This window comes from Brevibacillus reuszeri (genome assembly GCF_002897295.1).
Classification (GTDB): Bacteria; Bacillota; Bacilli; order Brevibacillales; family Brevibacillaceae; genus Brevibacillus; species Brevibacillus reuszeri_A.
This window is the reverse complement of record NZ_BEXF01000013.1, coordinates 145,388-163,738: the sequence shown is the minus strand read 5'-3', so window position 1 is coordinate 163,738 and position 18,351 is coordinate 145,388. Positions and strand designations below refer to the sequence as shown.

Annotated in this window: 17 protein-coding genes and 1 other RNA gene; 2 read left to right on the top strand and 16 right to left on the bottom strand. The window is 49.0% G+C overall.

The features are described 5' to 3' along the window. Positions 1-174 precede the first annotated feature (174 nt). The 9 genes from C3B52_RS20835 to cymR all read right to left on the bottom strand — a co-directional run bounded on the left by C3B52_RS20835 (position 175) and on the right by cymR (position 8,096). The gene (locus tag C3B52_RS20835; RefSeq protein ID WP_235615799.1) at positions 175-369 is read right to left on the bottom strand and encodes a hypothetical protein; all 195 of its coding nucleotides are present in this window, start codon (positions 367-369) and stop codon (positions 175-177) included. A 30-nt stretch (positions 370-399) separates the two neighbouring features. Continuing rightward, positions 400-606 (bottom strand): hypothetical protein, encoded by a 207-nt coding sequence (locus C3B52_RS20830; protein WP_049737968.1) that lies wholly within the window; start codon positions 604-606, stop codon positions 400-402. Positions 607-632: 26 nt separating this feature from the next. Continuing rightward, positions 633-1,121, bottom strand: a complete 489-nt coding sequence (locus C3B52_RS20825) for a PRC-barrel domain-containing protein (RefSeq protein ID WP_103108320.1) — start codon at positions 1,119-1,121, stop codon at positions 633-635. Between the two features lie 81 nt (positions 1,122-1,202). Beyond that, entirely contained in the window at positions 1,203-3,467 is a 2,265-nt protein-coding gene (gene recD2 / locus C3B52_RS20820; protein ID WP_103108319.1) for an SF1B family DNA helicase RecD2, read from the bottom strand. An 84-nt stretch (positions 3,468-3,551) separates the two neighbouring features. Continuing rightward, the gene (locus C3B52_RS20815; protein WP_103108318.1) at positions 3,552-5,216 is read right to left on the bottom strand and encodes a methyl-accepting chemotaxis protein; all 1,665 of its coding nucleotides are present in this window, start codon (positions 5,214-5,216) and stop codon (positions 3,552-3,554) included. Positions 5,217-5,398: 182 nt separating this feature from the next. Further along, positions 5,399-5,779: a DUF4183 domain-containing protein gene (locus tag C3B52_RS20810; protein WP_103108317.1), complete on the bottom strand. Its 381-nt coding sequence runs from the start codon at positions 5,777-5,779 to the stop codon at positions 5,399-5,401. A gap of 112 nt (positions 5,780-5,891) precedes the next feature. Then, positions 5,892-6,161 carry a DUF4183 domain-containing protein gene (locus C3B52_RS20805; protein ID WP_164684844.1) on the bottom strand — a complete coding sequence of 90 codons (270 nt, stop codon included), beginning with the start codon at positions 6,159-6,161 and terminating at the stop codon, positions 5,892-5,894. A 329-nt stretch (positions 6,162-6,490) separates the two neighbouring features. Continuing rightward, complete coding sequence (locus C3B52_RS20800) at positions 6,491-7,639, bottom strand: cysteine desulfurase family protein (RefSeq protein ID WP_103108315.1); 1,149 nt, start codon at positions 7,637-7,639, stop codon at positions 6,491-6,493. Between the two features lie 37 nt (positions 7,640-7,676). After that, entirely contained in the window at positions 7,677-8,096 is a 420-nt protein-coding gene (gene cymR / locus C3B52_RS20795; protein WP_103108314.1) for a cysteine metabolism transcriptional regulator CymR, read from the bottom strand. A gap of 103 nt (positions 8,097-8,199) precedes the next feature. Here cymR and C3B52_RS36555 point away from each other — a divergent pair, with 103 nt between their 5' ends. After that, positions 8,200-8,373 (top strand): hypothetical protein, encoded by a 174-nt coding sequence (locus C3B52_RS36555; RefSeq protein ID WP_164684843.1) that lies wholly within the window; start codon positions 8,200-8,202, stop codon positions 8,371-8,373. A gap of 15 nt (positions 8,374-8,388) precedes the next feature. On the opposite strand, the gene C3B52_RS20790 is transcribed toward C3B52_RS36555, so the two are convergent. The 7 genes from C3B52_RS20790 to C3B52_RS36550 form a co-directional block, all read right to left on the bottom strand. Continuing rightward, positions 8,389-9,747: a replication-associated recombination protein A gene (locus C3B52_RS20790; RefSeq protein WP_103108313.1), complete on the bottom strand. Its 1,359-nt coding sequence runs from the start codon at positions 9,745-9,747 to the stop codon at positions 8,389-8,391. 8 nt (positions 9,748-9,755) lie between these two features. Then, positions 9,756-10,511 carry a tRNA threonylcarbamoyladenosine dehydratase gene (locus tag C3B52_RS20785; RefSeq protein ID WP_103108312.1) on the bottom strand — a complete coding sequence of 252 codons (756 nt, stop codon included), beginning with the start codon at positions 10,509-10,511 and terminating at the stop codon, positions 9,756-9,758. 68 nt (positions 10,512-10,579) lie between these two features. Further along, positions 10,580-10,761, bottom strand: a non-coding RNA gene (ssrS, locus tag C3B52_RS20780) — 6S RNA. 51 nt (positions 10,762-10,812) lie between these two features. Further along, positions 10,813-12,603 (bottom strand): aspartate--tRNA ligase, encoded by a 1,791-nt coding sequence (gene aspS / locus C3B52_RS20775; RefSeq protein WP_103108311.1) that lies wholly within the window; start codon positions 12,601-12,603, stop codon positions 10,813-10,815. 24 nt (positions 12,604-12,627) lie between these two features. Beyond that, entirely contained in the window at positions 12,628-13,908 is a 1,281-nt protein-coding gene (hisS, locus tag C3B52_RS20770) for a histidine--tRNA ligase (protein ID WP_103108310.1), read from the bottom strand. A gap of 581 nt (positions 13,909-14,489) precedes the next feature. Beyond that, on the bottom strand, positions 14,490-16,007 hold the full coding sequence (locus C3B52_RS20765; RefSeq protein WP_103108309.1) for a coproporphyrinogen III oxidase: 1,518 nt from the start codon (positions 16,005-16,007) through the stop codon (positions 14,490-14,492). Positions 16,008-16,107: 100 nt separating this feature from the next. After that, positions 16,108-16,278, bottom strand: coding sequence for a hypothetical protein (locus C3B52_RS36550; RefSeq protein ID WP_164684842.1), 171 nt, complete (start codon positions 16,276-16,278; stop codon positions 16,108-16,110). Between the two features lie 188 nt (positions 16,279-16,466). On the opposite strand from C3B52_RS36550, the gene C3B52_RS20760 reads away from it, so the two are divergent. Continuing rightward, positions 16,467-18,320 carry an SH3 domain-containing protein gene (locus C3B52_RS20760; RefSeq protein WP_103108308.1) on the top strand — a complete coding sequence of 618 codons (1,854 nt, stop codon included), beginning with the start codon at positions 16,467-16,469 and terminating at the stop codon, positions 18,318-18,320. Positions 18,321-18,351: the final 31 nt, after the last annotated feature.

The following is an 18,351-nucleotide window of genomic DNA, read 5'->3' as shown; positions in this document are numbered from 1 at the left end:
TAACTCAAAACTAAATGATTGGAATTTTTGCCCCTTTTTAGCCATGAAAAAAAGCACCCCCTAAAATAATCATCGGTTTTAACACCAGGGTGTTTTTCCAATGTCTACTTTAAGGGGTGCACTTCACATACGTTCGGGCGTTTATTTATGTTCCGCTAAGCGGGCATTTACGAATTAACGGGTAACAGCACGCATCAGCTTGCGGCTCGTCTTCAACATTCGCTGCACATCACGCATCGAAAACGGCAAGCGATTCAAATTCAGTGAAAACCGACTGCGACGGCGAGGAGCCATCAGATATCCGATGACAGCCACAATACCGCTTGTGGCAAGAACGCGCAACAGGCTTCGAATGAACAAGCGTGCCACCTCCAATTGTTTTTTTGCCGCTCACATGAATTACATGTTTAACTGAGCGGAAACGGTTTGATCTTCAATAAACAGATCATTGAGCGAATGCAATGAGCCATCTTCCTCTACTTGATAGACAGAAGCAATCTGCTCGTTTGTTACGCTCATTTCTATGAAGCAGTTCCAGCAGTAGTACTGATTGGTTCCAATCTTGCCTACATCTTTGGAACTGCAATTCGGGCAAATGACACGCATCACGTAATCCTCCCTTTCACGCCTGGCTACGAACAAAAATCCGGCACGATCAGGTTTTCTTCCCCGACAATGACAGCTGATGGTGCGGACAAGCGCTTGCGCCCCTCGGTGACATCCGCTAACCACCCATTGGATAGTTCGTACCCTACAAGTTTCTCCCAGTTTGCAGAAAAGTAAACATCTTCCAGTCTGCCCAGGAGTGTTCCGGAAGCGGTTATAACCGCTTTTCCTTTAAGTTTTGTCTTTCCCGTCACGATGCCGACAGGTTCTATAGCGGCGAGATGAGGTAAGGGCGTGATGGCGTCTTTTCCCGTTACGGTAAGGCAGGTCTCCCCTACCGCATGAATTTGTTCGGTAGGGATATAGGTACCTGGATGGAACCAACCCTGTTCGCTCAGCAAGACTCCTCGTACATGCCAAGTGGAGTCGCAAAGAATGTCACGAACGGTACCAATCGTCTCTCCTGTCTGCAGGCATACGACGGGCAAACCGACTGCATCCATTGCCTTGCGCATGTGGGACATCCCCCTTCCGCTTATTTAGTATCGGGCGAAAAGGATTTGTCCATTCGGCGCAAATGGTTCCAACCATTGTCCTTACTCCTGCTTAAGCCGTTCCTCCAAATAGCTGTATCTGATTCCTTCTTCATCTGTTTCGACAGCTGCACGGAAGGCATCAGGCTCTCCGCACATGATCAGGAAGGATTTGCTCCGGGTTATCCCCGTATAGACTAGCTTACGTCTGAGCATCCGATAATAGCTTTTGACAAACGGCATGACCACAATCGGAAATTCGCTACCTTGCGATTTATGTACCGAACAGCAATAGGCAAGCGTCAACTGATGATAATTCGAACGCTTGTACACCACTTCCCGGTTGTCAAAAGCAACGACCAGCATCTCTTCATTCTCGGCATTTTCGTTCGGGAAAAAAATGGCCGCTATCTCACCCATGTCACCGTTGAAAACCTGTTCCTCGGCATTATTTACTAATTGCAGGACCTTGTCGCCTGTCCGAAAAGCCATCTCACCGAATTTTACTTCACGCTTTCCGGCTGTTTTTGGATTAAACAGCTCCTGCAGTTCCTCATTCAACCGATTAACTCCGGCACTGCCTTTATAGATAGGTGCTAAAACCTGTACATCTTTTGCCGTATACCCTTTTTTTACGGCTCCGGAACAAATTTGTTTCACTGCTTCCGGAACATCTTGTGGCGAACTTGTGAAAAATCGACGATCCGGAGTTGTATGCAGCAAATCTGCTGGGACTGTACCTTTACGCACATCATGCGCCAGACGAATAATCGTGGACTCTTCTGCCTGCCGGTAAATCTCTGTCAGCTGTGCCAGAGGTAAAAGTCCAGAGCGAATCATATCGAGAAGAACGTTACCTGGCCCTACGGATGGGAGCTGGTCCGGGTCCCCCACCATGATAATTTGCATATCATCAGGAACAGCACGGAAAAGCTGGTTCGCCAGCCAAATATCGACCATCGACATTTCATCTACAATCAGCAGCCGACCGCGAATAGGATGCTCCGAGTCATGCTCAAAGCTCTCCCCTTTGTACCCCAGCAAGCGATGGATCGTCATCGCGGGCAAGCCCGTAGTCTCTGTCATTCGTTTGGCCGCACGTCCCGTTGGAGCCACTAGCACAATCGGAAACGGGTTTTCCTCATCGTACTTTTTCATATCAAGAGAGAGCCCGTGGAGCTGCGAAAACACACGGCAAATCCCGCGAATCACTGTTGTTTTCCCTGTACCAGGTCCACCTGTCAACAGCATTAGCCCGGATTTGATCGCCTGTTCAATAGCATCGCGCTGTGTCTGGGCATACGTGATGGCGAGTTCATCCTCAACAGCTCCCAGTGCACGATAAAACTCTGAGGCTGGAAAAGACGCAAAAGAATCCCTTTGCGAAAAATGGCGAAGCCTTTTGGCGAGCCCAAGCTCAGCAAAAAACAGGGAGGGCAAATAAACCCTTTCATCTTCCCAAGCGATTTTGCTGGCGACAAACATGGCTTCTACAGCGAGTGTAATATCATCGCCAGAAAACACATGCCCTCCGCACTCTTCCAAAAGTCGCAGCGTTTTTTCACAAAGGTCCTCCACCGGCAAGTAGACATGCCCCTCTGAGTAGGAGGCTTCCTGCAATATGAACAGGGCAGCTGCCTTAACTCGCTCCTCGGACGAAGCGGCAATCCCTGTCGCACGGGCGATGTCATCCGCTCGCTTGAAGCCGATTCCGACGATGTCTTCAATCAGACGATACGGTTCTTCCTTGAGTACTGTCATTGTCTCCAGCTTGTAGGTTTGATAAATACGCAGCGCCATGTTGACCCCAATGCCAAAGTCGTACAAAAATACCATCGCACTCTCCAGAGAACGATGTTCGATAACCGATTCATAGATGATTTTGGCACGCGACTCGGAAATTCCCTGTATCTCCGCCAAACGCTCAGGGTAATCTGCAATCACAGTTAACGCATCGACCCCTAGGTGCTCAACGATTCTTTTTGCCATCTTTTTTCCGATGCCCTGGAACAACCCACTCGCCAAATAACGCTCTACCCCGGCCAATGTCTTGGGAGTTTCTCTTTCGTAACGTCTGGCTACATATTGTTGTCCAAAGCGCGCGTGTGTCTTCCATTCCCCGTAGAACGTATAGAGCTCATCAGGATGCGGACGGGGAAAATTGCCGACAACGACCACTTCCGATTCTTTGATGGATTCGGTAGTCTCTTCTATTTTAAGACGGATAACTCCGTACCACGTTTCTTCATTGTAAAAAATTTCTTGTGCGATAAAGCCGCGTATAAACGTTTCGGCAAACAGGGAGATCGTCTGTTGCTGCTCCTCCATCCTACCGCCTCCTAACTAGAACCTTGTATGGAAAAGAAAAATCCACTTTTACGTCAAAGTGGATTTCACGATTGCGCACACGTCTTAAATTGTAAAGCGTTTTACTTGTTCTGACAACCGTTCCGCCATTTGGGCCAAGGTTTCAGCTGCTGCTGTCATTTCCTCTGTTGTTGCTGATTGTTCCTCCGAGGCAGCTGCCACCTCCTGCGTGTCATTTGCTGCGGTTTCTGCCAGCTCCGATATCAAGTCTGCATTCACGACCAACTGCTGTGTATCCTGATGAATGGTCCGTGCTGCCTGATTCATGCGATGTACCTGCTGACTTACATCCTGAACCGCGACTAAAATTTGCTGGAAGCTCGCACCTGCCATCTCTACTCCGTCTCGTCCTTCCTGGACTGAGCCTGTTGTGGTTCCAATCGCCTCTACAGCCTGTTGAATATCTCTGTGAATTGAATGAATCAGGTTGGCAATTTCTTCAGCTGCCTGCCCTGATTGTTCAGCCAGCTTGCGGACCTCTTGCGCGACGACAGCAAAGCCCCGGCCCTGCTCGCCTGCACGCGCAGCTTCAATTGCCGCATTTAAAGCAAGTAGATTGGTTTGATCAGAAATCTGCCGGATGATCGAGATAATTCCCATAATTTTTTCAGACTGCAAACCTAATTCACGTACAACCATTTCAGTCTCATGAGCATCCTTTGCGATTTGATCCATCTCAGAAACTAGCTCTTTCAATTTGCCCTCGCCATCCTGAGCCAATTCAAATGCTTGGGAAGCGTCTTCATTTACTCGATCTGTAGATGCTGCTACTTGTTGAATATCGTTGCCCATACGCTGCAAAAAGCGGGTCGTTTCCAGCACAGTCTGCTTTTGCTGTTCAGATCCATTCGCGATTTCAGAGGATGCCGTCGAGATCTGCTCAGAAGCACGAGCACTTTCTGCTGCACTTGCCGTCAATTCCTCCGATGAAGCTGCTACCTGCTGTGAGACGTGTTGTACTTCGCTGAGCATTTTGCAAAATACATCCATCATTTCGTTGTACATCGCGGATAGCTCACCCAGTTCGTCTCTTGAGCGAACGGTTACCCGTGGAGTCAGATCGCCTGTCTCTGCTGATTTCATGACAGCAACCAGCTCTTTTAGCGGTCGTACCAGCTTGTTCACAATGAAGATCCCGCAAGTCAAAGCTACGATTGCGCTAACCAGGCTAAGGAAAAACATCAGCGGTCTGCTGCTTTCGATTGATGTCAACAAGTCATCCTGATAGCTTCCTATAACGAGCGTCCAGCCGTTGGGGAGCTGTTTATAGGCAGCGACCTTGGTGGCATCCTGGAAAACGTACTCAATCCACCCGTTCTTTTTCGCCAGCATCTCCTGTGTAAAGCCTTCATGGGCAAGAGAAGTATTGTGAACACTCGGATCGGGGTGAAAAATCGCGATACCCTTGTCATCCAAAATATAGGCGTAGCCTGTCATTCCATTTGGCTGGTAGTAACGTTCAGCGACTTCACGTATGATTTCATCAATTTTTTGATTATTTTGTTCCGCTTGTGACACATCCTGGGTGTAAGTAGATAGCTCTCTTGCTTTCATCTCAGTTATGTATTGCAGATCTGATACCGTTAGCTGGTATACGGCGTTACGGGCATTTTCAAACTGGATAAACCCAACAATCATTAGCGGTAGCATCGTAAGAATTAAAATCGTTAAGACAAGCTTGTACCGAATTGAGAAGCGTCTGGAAAACATGTATTTCCTCCCCTTTATGCTGGACCGTACCAATCGGTTCTCTATATTTAGTTCTGAGGAACTATTTGACCCTATCACCAAAATTAACCATAAAAGAATAAGAAAAACAACTCTTAAATAAATGCAGATTGCTAGAAAACTAGCAATCTGACTATTCCTTCACTAAATTTTCAGATGTTCATTTAGCCCGTAACGGTAGTGGTAGAGGTCGGTGCATAATTGACAACTTCCAGAACAATGACGGTATTTAGCGCGATGCTTTGCGAAGCAGGGACCGTAATTTCCAATTTCCCAACCCCAGTAGCACCAGCTGTATAGGTAGACAGCCCTTGCATCTGTAGCACACCGTTGATAAATACTTGAAAGTAGCTGTTATTTGCTTCAAGTGCTGGCAGCTCCGTGGCGGCGGTGCCATCATCCTTTAAGAAATCAGCTGCATCAATCGTGAGTGTCGACGGGCCAGTTACAAGCGAGGGAGCTTTTCGAAAAAATCTTGTTACGGTTGGTCCTACAGTGGTCGTTGTTGTTGCATCCGCGACTATTTTCATGATTTCAAGTGCCATTTGTTGTTGTCCTCCTTTCCACGTCTTTCTGTATAGCTTATGTTCGGAACAGAAAGAGTGTTGGACAAGTGCCATTTAAAAATGACTCATTTTTCGCGGATTTTCTATCTGATCACAACTGTGCCGGGAGGAAAATACGGATAAACTGAAGTACGATGGTTACTTCTTTCCGCGGAGCGTCTTCCGTTTTTAATCGTAGCATCCCTTTTGAAACCTCATATAAAAACGGAGGCTGAATCATGCCATTGATATATAGATTGATCAGCGACACTTGGCTCGGATCAAAAATGGGGCTGGAATTGTATTCAGTCAAGCCGTCCTGATCTGCGAAAATCATTTTTTCCCCATCGGCAATTGCACAGTAGAAATAGTTCTCTGTCATCAGTAGCGAACCCGGAGTAGGGTTTATGTCATTTCCAGGAAAGATATCTGGACAGCCGGGCGGCACATAAAGAAGGGGGCGGAGGGATGAAGCCTTTTGTTTATACATGCTCTCACCTTAGCGGATGTCATATGAAATATGGTATGTATCATTGATGAAATCGGTCAAGGACATCTACCTACTTTCTTTTCAGTAGATAAGCCTCTACCGAGTACGCCCTGGCAACTCTTAGATCAATGACCGCGTTTTGATAGAAGGCTTTTCATGCAAAAACCGCTTGGCTCGTCATGGCGACAAACCAAGCGGTTTATTTTTTCTTTTGGATGAAACTAGCGATCACGAACCAGTCGCTGTACGATTTTGGCTACTGATTGCGCAGCCTTTTTGGCTTCCTCCACCGTATTGGTAATTCCAAAGCTGAAGCGAATTGCCGAGTGAGCGATTTCATCCTCCAAGTGCATCGCTTGCAGAACGTGAGAAAGCTCCAGTGATCCTGACGTGCACGCTGATCCACTGGCTGCCGCAACCTGAACCAAATCCAGGTTCATCAGCATCGTCTCGGTGTGAACACCAGGAAAGCTAACGTTCAAAATGTGAGGCATTACCTGCTCAGGATGCCCGTTCACATGATAACGAATGCCTTCCTCCTGCCAAACAGCAAGCATCGCTTCTCGCATCTCGTTGTACTTGGAATTACGCTCGTCCACTTCCTTGGCAACAACTTTGGTTGCTTCGGCAAACCCGACAATCCCAGCCAAATTCTCAGTGCCAGCACGGCGTTTTCTTTCTTGGGAGCCACCATGTACTAATGGCGATATCGGTACCTTTTTCGCCAAATAAAGTGCACCTACTCCTTTTGGGCCATTAATTTTATGGGCTGAAACGGAAAGCATGTCCACAGGAAGCGCTCTGGCATGAACAGGAAGCACACCAAAAGCCTGAACAGCATCCGTATGAAAAATAATGCCGCGTTCTTGCAAAAACGTACCGATTTCTTCAATCGGTTGAATGGTACCTACTTCGTTGTTGCCATACATAATCGACACCAGAACGGTATCTTCACGTACAGCTTGCTTCAGGTCAGCTAGACGCACCATTCCCGTCTCATCGACAGGCAAGTACGTCACTTCAAAACCGATTTGTTCCAGATATTCACACGCATGCAAGACAGCATGGTGCTCGATCTGCGAAGTAATGATATGGCGGCCACGCTCTTTTTGTGCCATCGCTCCGCCAATAATCGCCATATTGTCTGCTTCTGTCCCACCACTTGTGAAAATAAGCGATTGCGGATCAGCGTCCATAAACGCAGCAATCTGATCTCTCGCTCGCTCAAGTGCCTGGCGGGCTTGGCGCCCAGCACCGTGCACACTGGATGGATTCCCGAACACCTGTGTCAAATAAGGCGTCATCGCCTCGATGACACGGGGGTGGACAGGCGTCGTTGCAGCGTGGTCAAAATACATCATGTCAGACACTCGTCTCACCTTCTACTAGCATGGTACTTGCTGGATATCAAATATAAAACATGTAGTTATTGGCATGTCCATCATCTTCAAAGCTGATTAAATCCTGCAACGATGTAGAGTCCAAAACTGCCGAAATGCTATCGCGAATACGCAGCCACAGATGGCGTTTCGCTGGATCTTCTTCTTCAGCGAATTCGACCGGGCTAATCGGTCCTTCCAATACGCGAATCACATCTCCTGCGGATATTTCTTCTGGCTGCTTTGCCAAAACATACCCGCCATATGCGCCGCGAATACTTTTTACCAAGCCTGCATTACGGAGTGGGGCTACCAACTGCTCCAGGTAGTGCTCGGATAAATCATGCCGCTGGGCGATGCTCCGCAATGAAGTCGGTCCTTCTCCGCAACGATTGGCCAACTCCATCATGATCGTTAGCCCATAACGTCCTTTCGTCGAAATCTTCACGTTTCACAACTCTCCTCTTTATTTCGTTCTACCCACTTCCCTTCATGCCTACATGACTTGGCGCTGCAAGGACACACTAGCATCTTAGGGGGGTGAAAGCATAATGGCAACGAACAAACGCCGAGAACGGGGACGTAATCACCCGTCCGAAACCTTGTATGACCAGCCGGCTGGAACAATTGCCCACAAAGCCCGCTACGGAGCCAGTGAGCAAAGCAAGCAGCCAAATGAAAATGGCGACTTGCCGAACAAACCAGGCGGAAACGTACGTACTTAATTGGTCGACTCCCCCTTAATCGGGGGAGTTTTTCTTCGGCAAACCGCGCCCATCCAACTTCTGGCGCTCTTCCTGGAAGCGGCGGATATGCCTTTCATAGCCGTGATCCTTTGGCTGGTAGAACGAATAGTTTACACCGTCAGGCAGATACTGTTGCGGCACGTAGCCATACGGATAATTGTGTGGATACAGATAACCCTGACCGTGTCCCAGCTTTGCTGCCCCTTTATAAGCAGAGTCGCGCAAATGGATTGGCACCTGCTTGTGACCATCCGTCCGAATCCTATCCAGGGCAGAATTGATGCCGTTGTATGCCGCGTTACTTTTGGGAGCGGTTGCTAAATACGTTGTTGCTTGTGCCAAAGGAATTCTACCCTCTGGCATCCCTACCAGCTCAACTGCCTGAAAGCACGAAATAGCCACGGAGATGGCTTGTGGATCGGCATTTCCGATATCTTCGGAAGCAGAGATGACGAGCCTGCGTGAAATAAACCGTGGGTCCTCACCCGCATCAATCATTCTTGCCAGCCAATAGAGTGCGGCATCCGGATCAGATCCCCGTATCGATTTGATAAAAGCAGAAATCGTATCGTAATGGTTATCCCCGCTTTTGTCGTACCGGACGGCTCTGCGCTGAATGGACTCCACCGCTACATCCAGTGTTACTGTGATGCGGCCGTCGGAGCCTTGTCTTGTCGTAGTCACAGCCAGCTCCAATGCATTGAGCAATCTGCGCGCGTCACCCTCCGCATATTGGATCAGATGCTCGGCAGCTTCTGGTTCAACCGTAACGGACAGCTCGGCCAATCCGTTTTCTTCATCTGTGAGGGCACGATCCAGCACCTGCTTCAATTCCTCGTGTGAGAGGGACTGAAGTGAAAAAACTTGTGATCGGGACAGAAGCGCAGGATTCACCTCAAAAAACGGATTTTCGGTCGTCGCTCCTATGAGTGTAATCGTTCCTTCCTCCACATACGGAAGAAGTGCATCCTGCTGGGACTTGTTAAAACGATGAATCTCGTCTACAAACAGCGTCGTTCTCTGTTGATCCATGACCAGTCTTTCCTTGGCTGCGTCCACTACCTTGCGAATGTCCGCTACGCCTGCTGTTACCGCATTTAACTCTGAAAAATGCGTTCGAGTCGAGCGGGCAATCACTTTTGCAAGCGTCGTTTTCCCGGTACCCGGAGGCCCGTAAAAAATGACGGACGACACCTGATCGGCTTCAATCGCACGGCGCAGCAGCATTCCAGGCGCCAAAATATGTGACTGGCCAATGACTTCCTGAATGGACTTCGGCCGCATCCGAGCGGCTAATGGTTTTTGTTTGCCGCCTTCCTGCTGGTCGTAAGCAAACGAAAATAGATCATTCATGGTTCACACTATCCTTTTGCCGGCTGCCAATCCAACAAATCGCGTACAACGACACTGGCCAGAATCAATCCAGCAACAGATGGTACAAAAGCATTACTCGCTGGAGGCTGCCTCACTTTACTAATCGGTGAATTTGGGTTAGAAACGATTTGCTCTCGTACATCTGAACGTACGGTAACAGGAATTTCTCTTGAATATACGACCTTGACGCCTTTGTAAATACCGTTTTTTCGCAGCTCACGACGGATGACCTTGGCAATCGGATCGTAGCTTGTCTGCGAAATATCCGCTACCTCGAAGCGCGTCGGGTCCATTTTGTTCGCTGCACCCATGCTTGAGATAATAGGAATGCCCCGTCGTTTTGCTTCTTGGATCAAATGCAGCTTGGCAGACATCGTATCCATCGCATCTACGATGTAGTCCAGCTCATGTGCAAAAAACTGATCCGCTGTTTCGGCATTGTAAAACATGTTGAGCGTGACTACCTCGCACTCCGGGTTGATCGTCGCGATGCGTTCTTTCATCAGCTCTGCCTTTTTTTGTCCAACCGTATTCAGTGTTGCGTGAATTTGGCGGTTGATGTTCGTAATATCTACGACATCCTTGTCCACCAAAACCAGCTTGCCGACACCAGTCCGCGCTAGAGCTTCTACTGTGAAGGAACCAACTCCACCGACTCCTAGGACTGCCACGCGGCTATTTTTCATTTTTTCCAAACCTTCGGGACCGAAGGCCAATTCACAACGGGAAAATTGATGAAGCATCGCAAAAGTCACCTTTCATTCACACACGAGATTATTGTCAATCGGAAAAGTAGGATTCAAGAGAAAAAAGGAGCCCCATTATGCCGTGTTGCTCCTTAGTTTTGAACCTGCTCATCGCAGGTGGGTGTCTTGCCGAACTGTTACAGACGTCCACTCGCTGGAGGCATGCCTTTACAATAACGGACGAAAAACTCCCTAAAAAAACTTTGTGGCTCAAAACTATCGGATGTCACGAACATCGCAGGGCTTTGATTTCAGTATTACCAATGTATCAAAGAGCAATGCAGCTCTGCAAGTACGATTACGCTTCTACCTTCTCTTCTTCTGTTACTGTTGTGGCGATAGAGAGCTCCTCCAATTGCTTTGGAGCAACTACATCTGGTGCATTGACCATCAGGTCGCTGGCGCTTGCTGTTTTCGGGAATGCAATTACTTCGCGCAGGTTCGTGCGTCCAGCCAAAAGCATGATCAAGCGGTCCAGACCGAGCGCGATACCACCATGTGGAGGAGTTCCGTATTCGAATGCATCCAGCAGGTGACCAAACTGTGCACGCGCTTCTTCTGGAGTGAAGCCAAGTGCGGCAAACATTTTTTCTTGTACATCGCGCTTGTAAATCCGCATGGAGCCGCCACCGAGCTCGTAGCCATTCAGGACCATATCATACGCTTGAGCACGGATTTGACCTGGATCAGTGTCAAACAGGTGCAGGTCTTCGTCTTTTGGACGAGTGAACGGATGGTGCAGAGCTACATAGCGTTTTGCGTCTTCGTCCCATTCCAAGAGCGGGAAGTCCACAACCCAGAGGAACGCGAATTTGCTTTGGTCGATCAGACCCAGCTCAGCACCCAGCTTGGAGCGAAGCGCTCCCAGGGCGTCAGCTACTACTTTTGGTTTGTCAGCAACGAACAAGAGCAGGTCTCCGTCTTCTACAGCCAGTCGTTGTTTCAGTTGGTTGATTTCTTCTTCTTTAAAGAACTTGGCGATCGGCCCTTTTACTTCACCATCGTTGAAGCCGATGTAAGCGAGACCTTTGGCACCATAACGGGCAGCGAATTTTTGCAGATCGTCTGCCTCTTTACGAGAGTAATGACCGCAGCCTTTTGCGTTGATCGCTTTTACTTGGCCGCCGCCTGCTACCACACTTGCAAAAACCTTGAAATCGCTAGTTGCAACGATGTCTGCAACATCTGTCAGCTCCATGCCAAAGCGCACATCTGGCTTGTCAGAGCCGTAGCGTCCCATCGCATCTGCGTAAGTCAGGCGTGGGAATGGAGTTGGCACATCCACACCGAGTGTTTGCTTGAATACGTGAGCGACCATCTTTTCCATCATCGGCAAGATTTCTTCCATCGACAGGAAAGAGGTCTCGATGTCCACCTGTGTAAATTCAGGCTGACGGTCAGCGCGCAAGTCTTCGTCACGGAAGCAGCGTACGATCTGATAATAACGCTCTAAACCGGATACCATCAGAAGCTGCTTGAATTGCTGTGGCGATTGCGGCAGTGCGTAGAATTCGCCTGGATGCACGCGGGATGGAACGAGATAGTCACGCGCCCCTTCAGGTGTGCTCTTAGTCAGCATTGGTGTTTCTACTTCCACGAAGTCGTTTTCGTCCAGGAAATCGCGGAATGCTTTCGATGCCTTGCTGCGGAGCAGCAGAGAGCGCTGCATTTCCGGACGGCGAAGGTCGAGATAGCGGTATTTCAAGCGAACCTGCTCATCTACATCAATATCGTCTTCGATTTGGAAAGGAGGAGTTTTTGCTTCGTTCAAGATTTGGATGTCATCGATATGAACCTCAATTTCACCTGTTACCAGCTTCGGATTAATCGCTTCTGGCGCGCGATTTACCACTTTACCTTTTACAACCAGAACATATTCACTGCGAACCTTGTCAGCTTTCTCCCATGCTGCTTTGTCATGCTCTGGGTTGAACACGATTTGCACGATACCGGTACGATCGCGGAAGTCGATGAAAATAACGCCTCCGAGGTCTCGACGCTTTTGTACCCAACCATTCAGTACGATTTCTTGTCCTACGTGTTCTTTCGTTACTTTTCCGCATTCTACGGTACGATATTGCCAAGACATTTTGATATCCCCCACTCGTTTATTTTAGTTCGTATGGTTTCTTTTTTCATTCAGTGCGGCAACAAGCTCATCTTGCTTGATCTCCTGCTGCTCACCTGTACCCATTTCCTTTAAGACAACAGTGCCGTTCGCCAGCTCTGTCTCACCAATGATTGCCGTAAAACGGGCAGACAGTCGATCGGCTTGCTTCAGCTGTGCTTTCATTTTGCGATCCAAGTAGTCGAGCTCAGCAGAGATGCCCGCGCGACGCAATTGATCCACCAATACGAAAGCGGCTGTTTTGGCTTCTGGTGATTGTACGACTACGAAGCAATCGATGCCCCCTGTAATTGGCAGCTGGACACCTTGCTTTTCCAAGGCGAGCAGCAAGCGCTCGATACTTAGTGCAAAGCCGATGCCAGGCATATCGTCACCGCCCAGCTCTGCAACCAGACCGTTGTAACGTCCGCCACCACACAAGGTTTCAACTGCACCGATTTCGGCCATTTTGATTTCAAATGCAGTCAGCGTATAGTAATCCAATCCACGAACCAGACGCGGATTCACGTGGTACGGAATATCCAATGCTGTCAAATAGCCTTTTACCGCTTCAAAATGCGCCGCAGACTCTTCACTTAGATAATCGAGAATGGACGGAGCATCTTTGGTCAGCGACTTGCATTTTTCGTTCTTGCAGTCGAGGACACGAAGCGGATTGCGGTCAATACGAGATTGGCAATCCTCGCAAAGCTCTGAGCGAACCCCGTTCAAGTGAGCCAGCAGATGCTCACGATGACGGGCCCGGTCTTCCAGTGTTCCTACACTGTTCAGCTCCACGCTCAGTCCAGTCAATCCCAGCTCCTGATACAAGCGAATAGCCAGACCAATGACTTCCGCATCAATCGCTGGATCACTTGACCCAATCGCTTCTGCACCAAACTGAACAAATTGGCGATAGCGTCCCGCTTGTGGGCGCTCGTGACGGAACATTGGTCCCAGATAGTACAGCTTTGTCGGTTGGTTCGGCACGCCGTACAATTTGTTTTCAACATAGGAGCGGACGACGCCAGCTGTACCCTCAGGGCGGAGTGTCAGAGCATCTGTACTCCGCGGATTGGCTACGCTGTACATCTCCTTTTCCACGATATCCGTCGTTTCGCCTACCCCGCGCTGGAACAACTCTGTGCTCTCAAATAGCGGAGTACGAATCTCCGCATAATTGGAGCGGCGGCAAAGATCTCGTGCTTTGGCCTCAACGTAGTGCCAAAGCTCTACTGTACCAGGCATGATATCCTGTGTACCGCGGGGGATCTGAATTCTTGTCATTCCCATCGAACCTCCATGTCTTATAAGAAAACCTCTATCGAGGCCTCCTCAAGGATGAGCGTCCGCGTTTTCGCGGAAAGTTTCCATGCGCTCCGGAATTCATAAGCGTCCCGCTTATAAATTCCTATACGTTAAAAAAACTAGGGCTACGCCAAACCTCCAGGATCAGAGGACTCATTTATCCAAGCAAATAAAAAAGTCCCCCGTCTCCTGACATTTAGCTAATCGCCGCATGTCAGGGACGAGAGACTGGTTATATACTCCCGTGGTGCCACCCTGTTTGAATAGCCTGTTGTTTCCGGAAAGGCTATCCCACTTATTAGCCGTTAACGCCGGCGCACGCCTGCCAGTTACTCAGCGAAGATGCTCTTCTGCCGTTCACTGCGGTCCTCAGGGATGTCATTCACCAAGCCGTAATACGAAAGCACTCTCAGCCACGGCGCTCTCTCTCTGGTTATCCGGTTCCTGGATACTTGTTCCCGTCATCAGATCAATACTTATTCAAAAAGCTTATTGTGAATCATAGCAAACCAACAGGCACGCGTCAACAGGCGCTCCATAAAACTTTTTTTATACCGGAATTACTGATCCTGTGAAACCGTCTGTTTTCCGAAATAGATTTCATCCAAATCACGTAGCTTATTTTCCACGAGCACCTTGTACGTGTCGTTATATGTCTTTGGGTCCTTCGGATTCGGAAAACGCGACAGCTTGCCGCTTCCCGGTGCCATCAGCTTGGAGACTGCTCCACAGCCCAGCCCCAAAATCGTTTGAACCTCTTCCATGATCATGATGTTGTAGATGCTTTCCTGCCCGGGCTTCGAATAACCTACATTCTCCAGGTTACCCAAGATGTTTTTTTGGCGATACAGGTAGTACGGATCATAGCCGTTGGCAGCTGTCCAAGCCGACGCCATGTCCATCATCTTGCTGATCTCCTCGCGGCTGGCTACCTTGTAACGCTCTTTGTTCTGTGTCATTTCCGAAGCCCGCTTGAACGAAAGCGTATGAACGGTAAGTGATGCTGGCATCAGCTTTTCCACCTCTTGAAGGCTATGCGCAAGCTCTGCCACACCTTCATTGGGGAGACCGATGATCAAATCCATATTGATATTGGAAAGACCCATCTCCATGGCCAAATGATACTTCTCGATTGTCTCCTCGACAGTATGGTGGCGACCGATCGCTTGCAAAGTTTCCTGCGTAAACGATTGAGGGTTGATGCTAATGCGATCTACCTCCCACCGCTTCATCACGTCCAGCTTTTCCCTGGTGATGGTGTCGGGTCGTCCTGCTTCTACGGTCAATTCGCGCACATCAGCCATGTGAGGGAATGCTTCGTGCATCGTTTCGAACAATCGGTTCATATCATCGGCAGTGATACTCGTTGGTGTCCCACCACCAAAATAAATGGATGTTATTCGCTGGTTATTTTCCCGCAGCCACTTGCCCATATGCTCGATCTCGTAATGCAGTCCCTCCAAAAACGGATTTACGGACGCAGTATGGCTTCGAATGGCGTACGCAGGAAACGTACAGTACGCACACTTCGTCGGACAAAAAGGAATGCCAATATAGACAGATAGCTCGCGGTCAATCTGATACAAATCCGGTACGACTGCAAGCTGCTTGTCGACAATCTCTTGCAGCAGCTTTAGCTTGTAAGGACGCAAAATCACATCCTGCTGAAGGCGGCGATGGGCATCCTCTCTTTGGACACCCGCAGCGTTTAGTTGATGAAGCAGCTTGGTTGGGCGTATCCCAGTCAAAATGCCCCAGCCTTGCTCAATGCCTGTATATTCCTCTAGCATCAACAAGAGCGCATAGCAAAGTGCCTGCTTGGCTGTTTTGCGCATCGCTTTTTCATCTCGAGCCACATATGCCCGATTTACTTGATGAGTCAAACGCTTACTGCCGTCAAACAGCTCACCTGTCGCCACAACGCCATCGTCTTGCACCATCAGAGTCAGCTTTATTTTCAAATCAGCTTCGTTTGTCCATTCAGGAACAAAGACGAGCTGTGGATCTTCGTAAAACAAGGCGAGAATCAACGAAAGCTCCCGCTCAAATGCGTGTCCTACGCATGTTATCTGTATCATGAAGTTCACCTGCTTTATCAAAATGCCACTCTTCATCTTAGCTGACAGCGACAGTCGCGGTCAACCTTTCAAGTAGCACGACAGCAAGCAAGCTCTTCCATCACTTCCGTTTTTTGCGCAAATGCTGAACATCTCGGACACTTGGTGTAAATTCCTTTGACATCTCCACATCGTTTAGGGAAGCGTCCTTTTCTAAAAAATCATGAAAATCGACCGAGAAAAATTTTCGATTCACTTCTTGTGCAAAGGTTTCTTTGTTAGACTGCCTCACGCAAAATTCCTCCTGAATGCTCTATCTACTGTTTCTATTATTGCCTTCAACTGGGAAAAGCAATCTGGAAAATAGTGAGGAACTTTGTCGGATGATGCAGGAAAAAGCAGGATATAGGGAGAAGTGATTACTTTGCCAAAAACATGTAAGACATATTTTGGTTCGCATGAGGAAATTAAAGTGAAAGGATGTCTATCGTGTTTGTTCGTCAAAAGATCCTGAGGACCCTCCTGACTGTTCTTTGCGCCATCTCCATCCCCGTCTCTACAGCTTGGGCCGCCGGTTCTGTTCAGGTTACCGTGGACAAGCTCAATGTCCGTTCAGGTCCAAGCCTTCAGGACACTGTCGTCACCACTCTGCCGAACAAGACTGTATTGCCTGTGGTCTCCACCAAAAATGATTGGGTTCAAGTGAAGCTGCCAAATGGTCAAACAGGCTGGGTCGCAAACTGGCTTGTAACGACGCAGCAGCAAGCAACTGCTCCTACCGCTCAAGTGGAGAGCACGACCACCAATCTCAATGTACGCTCTGGTCCCGGACAAACGAATGCGGTTGTAGGAACCATCAACCCTGGCACTCGCTACAACATCGTACAGAAAAACGGAGAATGGATTCAAATCCAGCTCACTGCCCAAAGCAAAGGCTGGGTAGCGTCCTGGTTAGTTAAGGAAAGCTCGTCCGGACAAGTATCCAAGCCTCCGACTACTCCATCTGGCGGCGGTACAACAACCACTGCCCCATCCACTGGCGGAACTCAGGCAGCCAAGCCACCCGCGGTGCAAGGTGCCAGTTTGACGCTGCAGTACGCACCCTATGTTTACGCAACACCAGATTCCACTACTCCCGCTATCGGACAGCTCCATGCGGGGGAAACAGTAAAGGTCATCACACAGCAAAACGGTTGGATTCAGTTCCCATACGATGGCGTAAACGCATGGTTCACAACCGAACAAGCACCGAATCCAAACGCAGAGCTTGATCCTGGCACACCACCGACAGATATCAATTCGGGAGCACAACCGGGACAGCCTTCAACAACTACTCCGGCCAAACAAACAGCTACCGTGCAAACAGATGGACTGAATTTGCGCAGCGAAGCCAATACGTCAAGCTCGATTTTGGCCACACTCGCAGTCGGCAGTAGTCTAACTGTGTTGGAGAAGCAGGGCGACTGGTACCGCGTCCAGACACCAGCAGGACAAACAGGCTGGGTCGCAGGCTGGCTGATCAGCGTATCGCAGCCGACTATGCCGACACCAAGCGGTCCGTATGTCACAATCGTCAATCCAGATACGAATGTACGATCTGGCCCTAGTACCGAGCATGAAATCATCAAGCGGGTGCAACCAGGCGAGAAATATAGCATTGCGGGCAAAGAAGGAGAATGGTTCCAAGTCAAGTTCACAGACGGCTCTTCTGGATATATCGCTGGTTGGCTCGTTTCAGCAAGTGGTGTACCTGCTGTTATCCGTGGCAATGAGCTCGTCGGAAAAATCATCGTTGTCGATGCAGGCCACGGTGGTAACGACAATGGTGCAACTGGCTCCAGCTTCTCTACTTTGGAAAAAACAGTGAACCTGCAGGTCGCTCTCTTGCTCAGAAACAAGCTGCAGTCTTCGGGAGCAAACGTCATTATGACTCGCGCTGACGACCGCAAGTTGACGCTGCAGCAACGCGTAGATGTGGCAGTTAACAACAAGGCCGATATATTTGTCAGCGTTCACCACAATACGCATCCAAACACAGCGACAAATGGCTCTATCGTCTTTTTCTATAACCAGGGCAACTCCAGCAAGCTCGCTTCCCTGGTTCAAAATGAGCTTGTCAAAGCAACGAGCTACAAAGACTTGCAATCCCGCTTTGGCGACTATTTTGTCCTTCGGGAAAACTCCGTCCCATCGATTTTGGCGGAGATTGGATTCCTCTCCAACTACAATGATGAGATACGGGTTCGCTCAGAGAAACAGCAGGATTTAGCTGCCGAGGGCTTATACAAAGGGATTATTCAGTACTTCAATTCGTTAAACCCACAGGGCGGCTAATTTTGCTCCTATGAAATGAAATACAAAACCC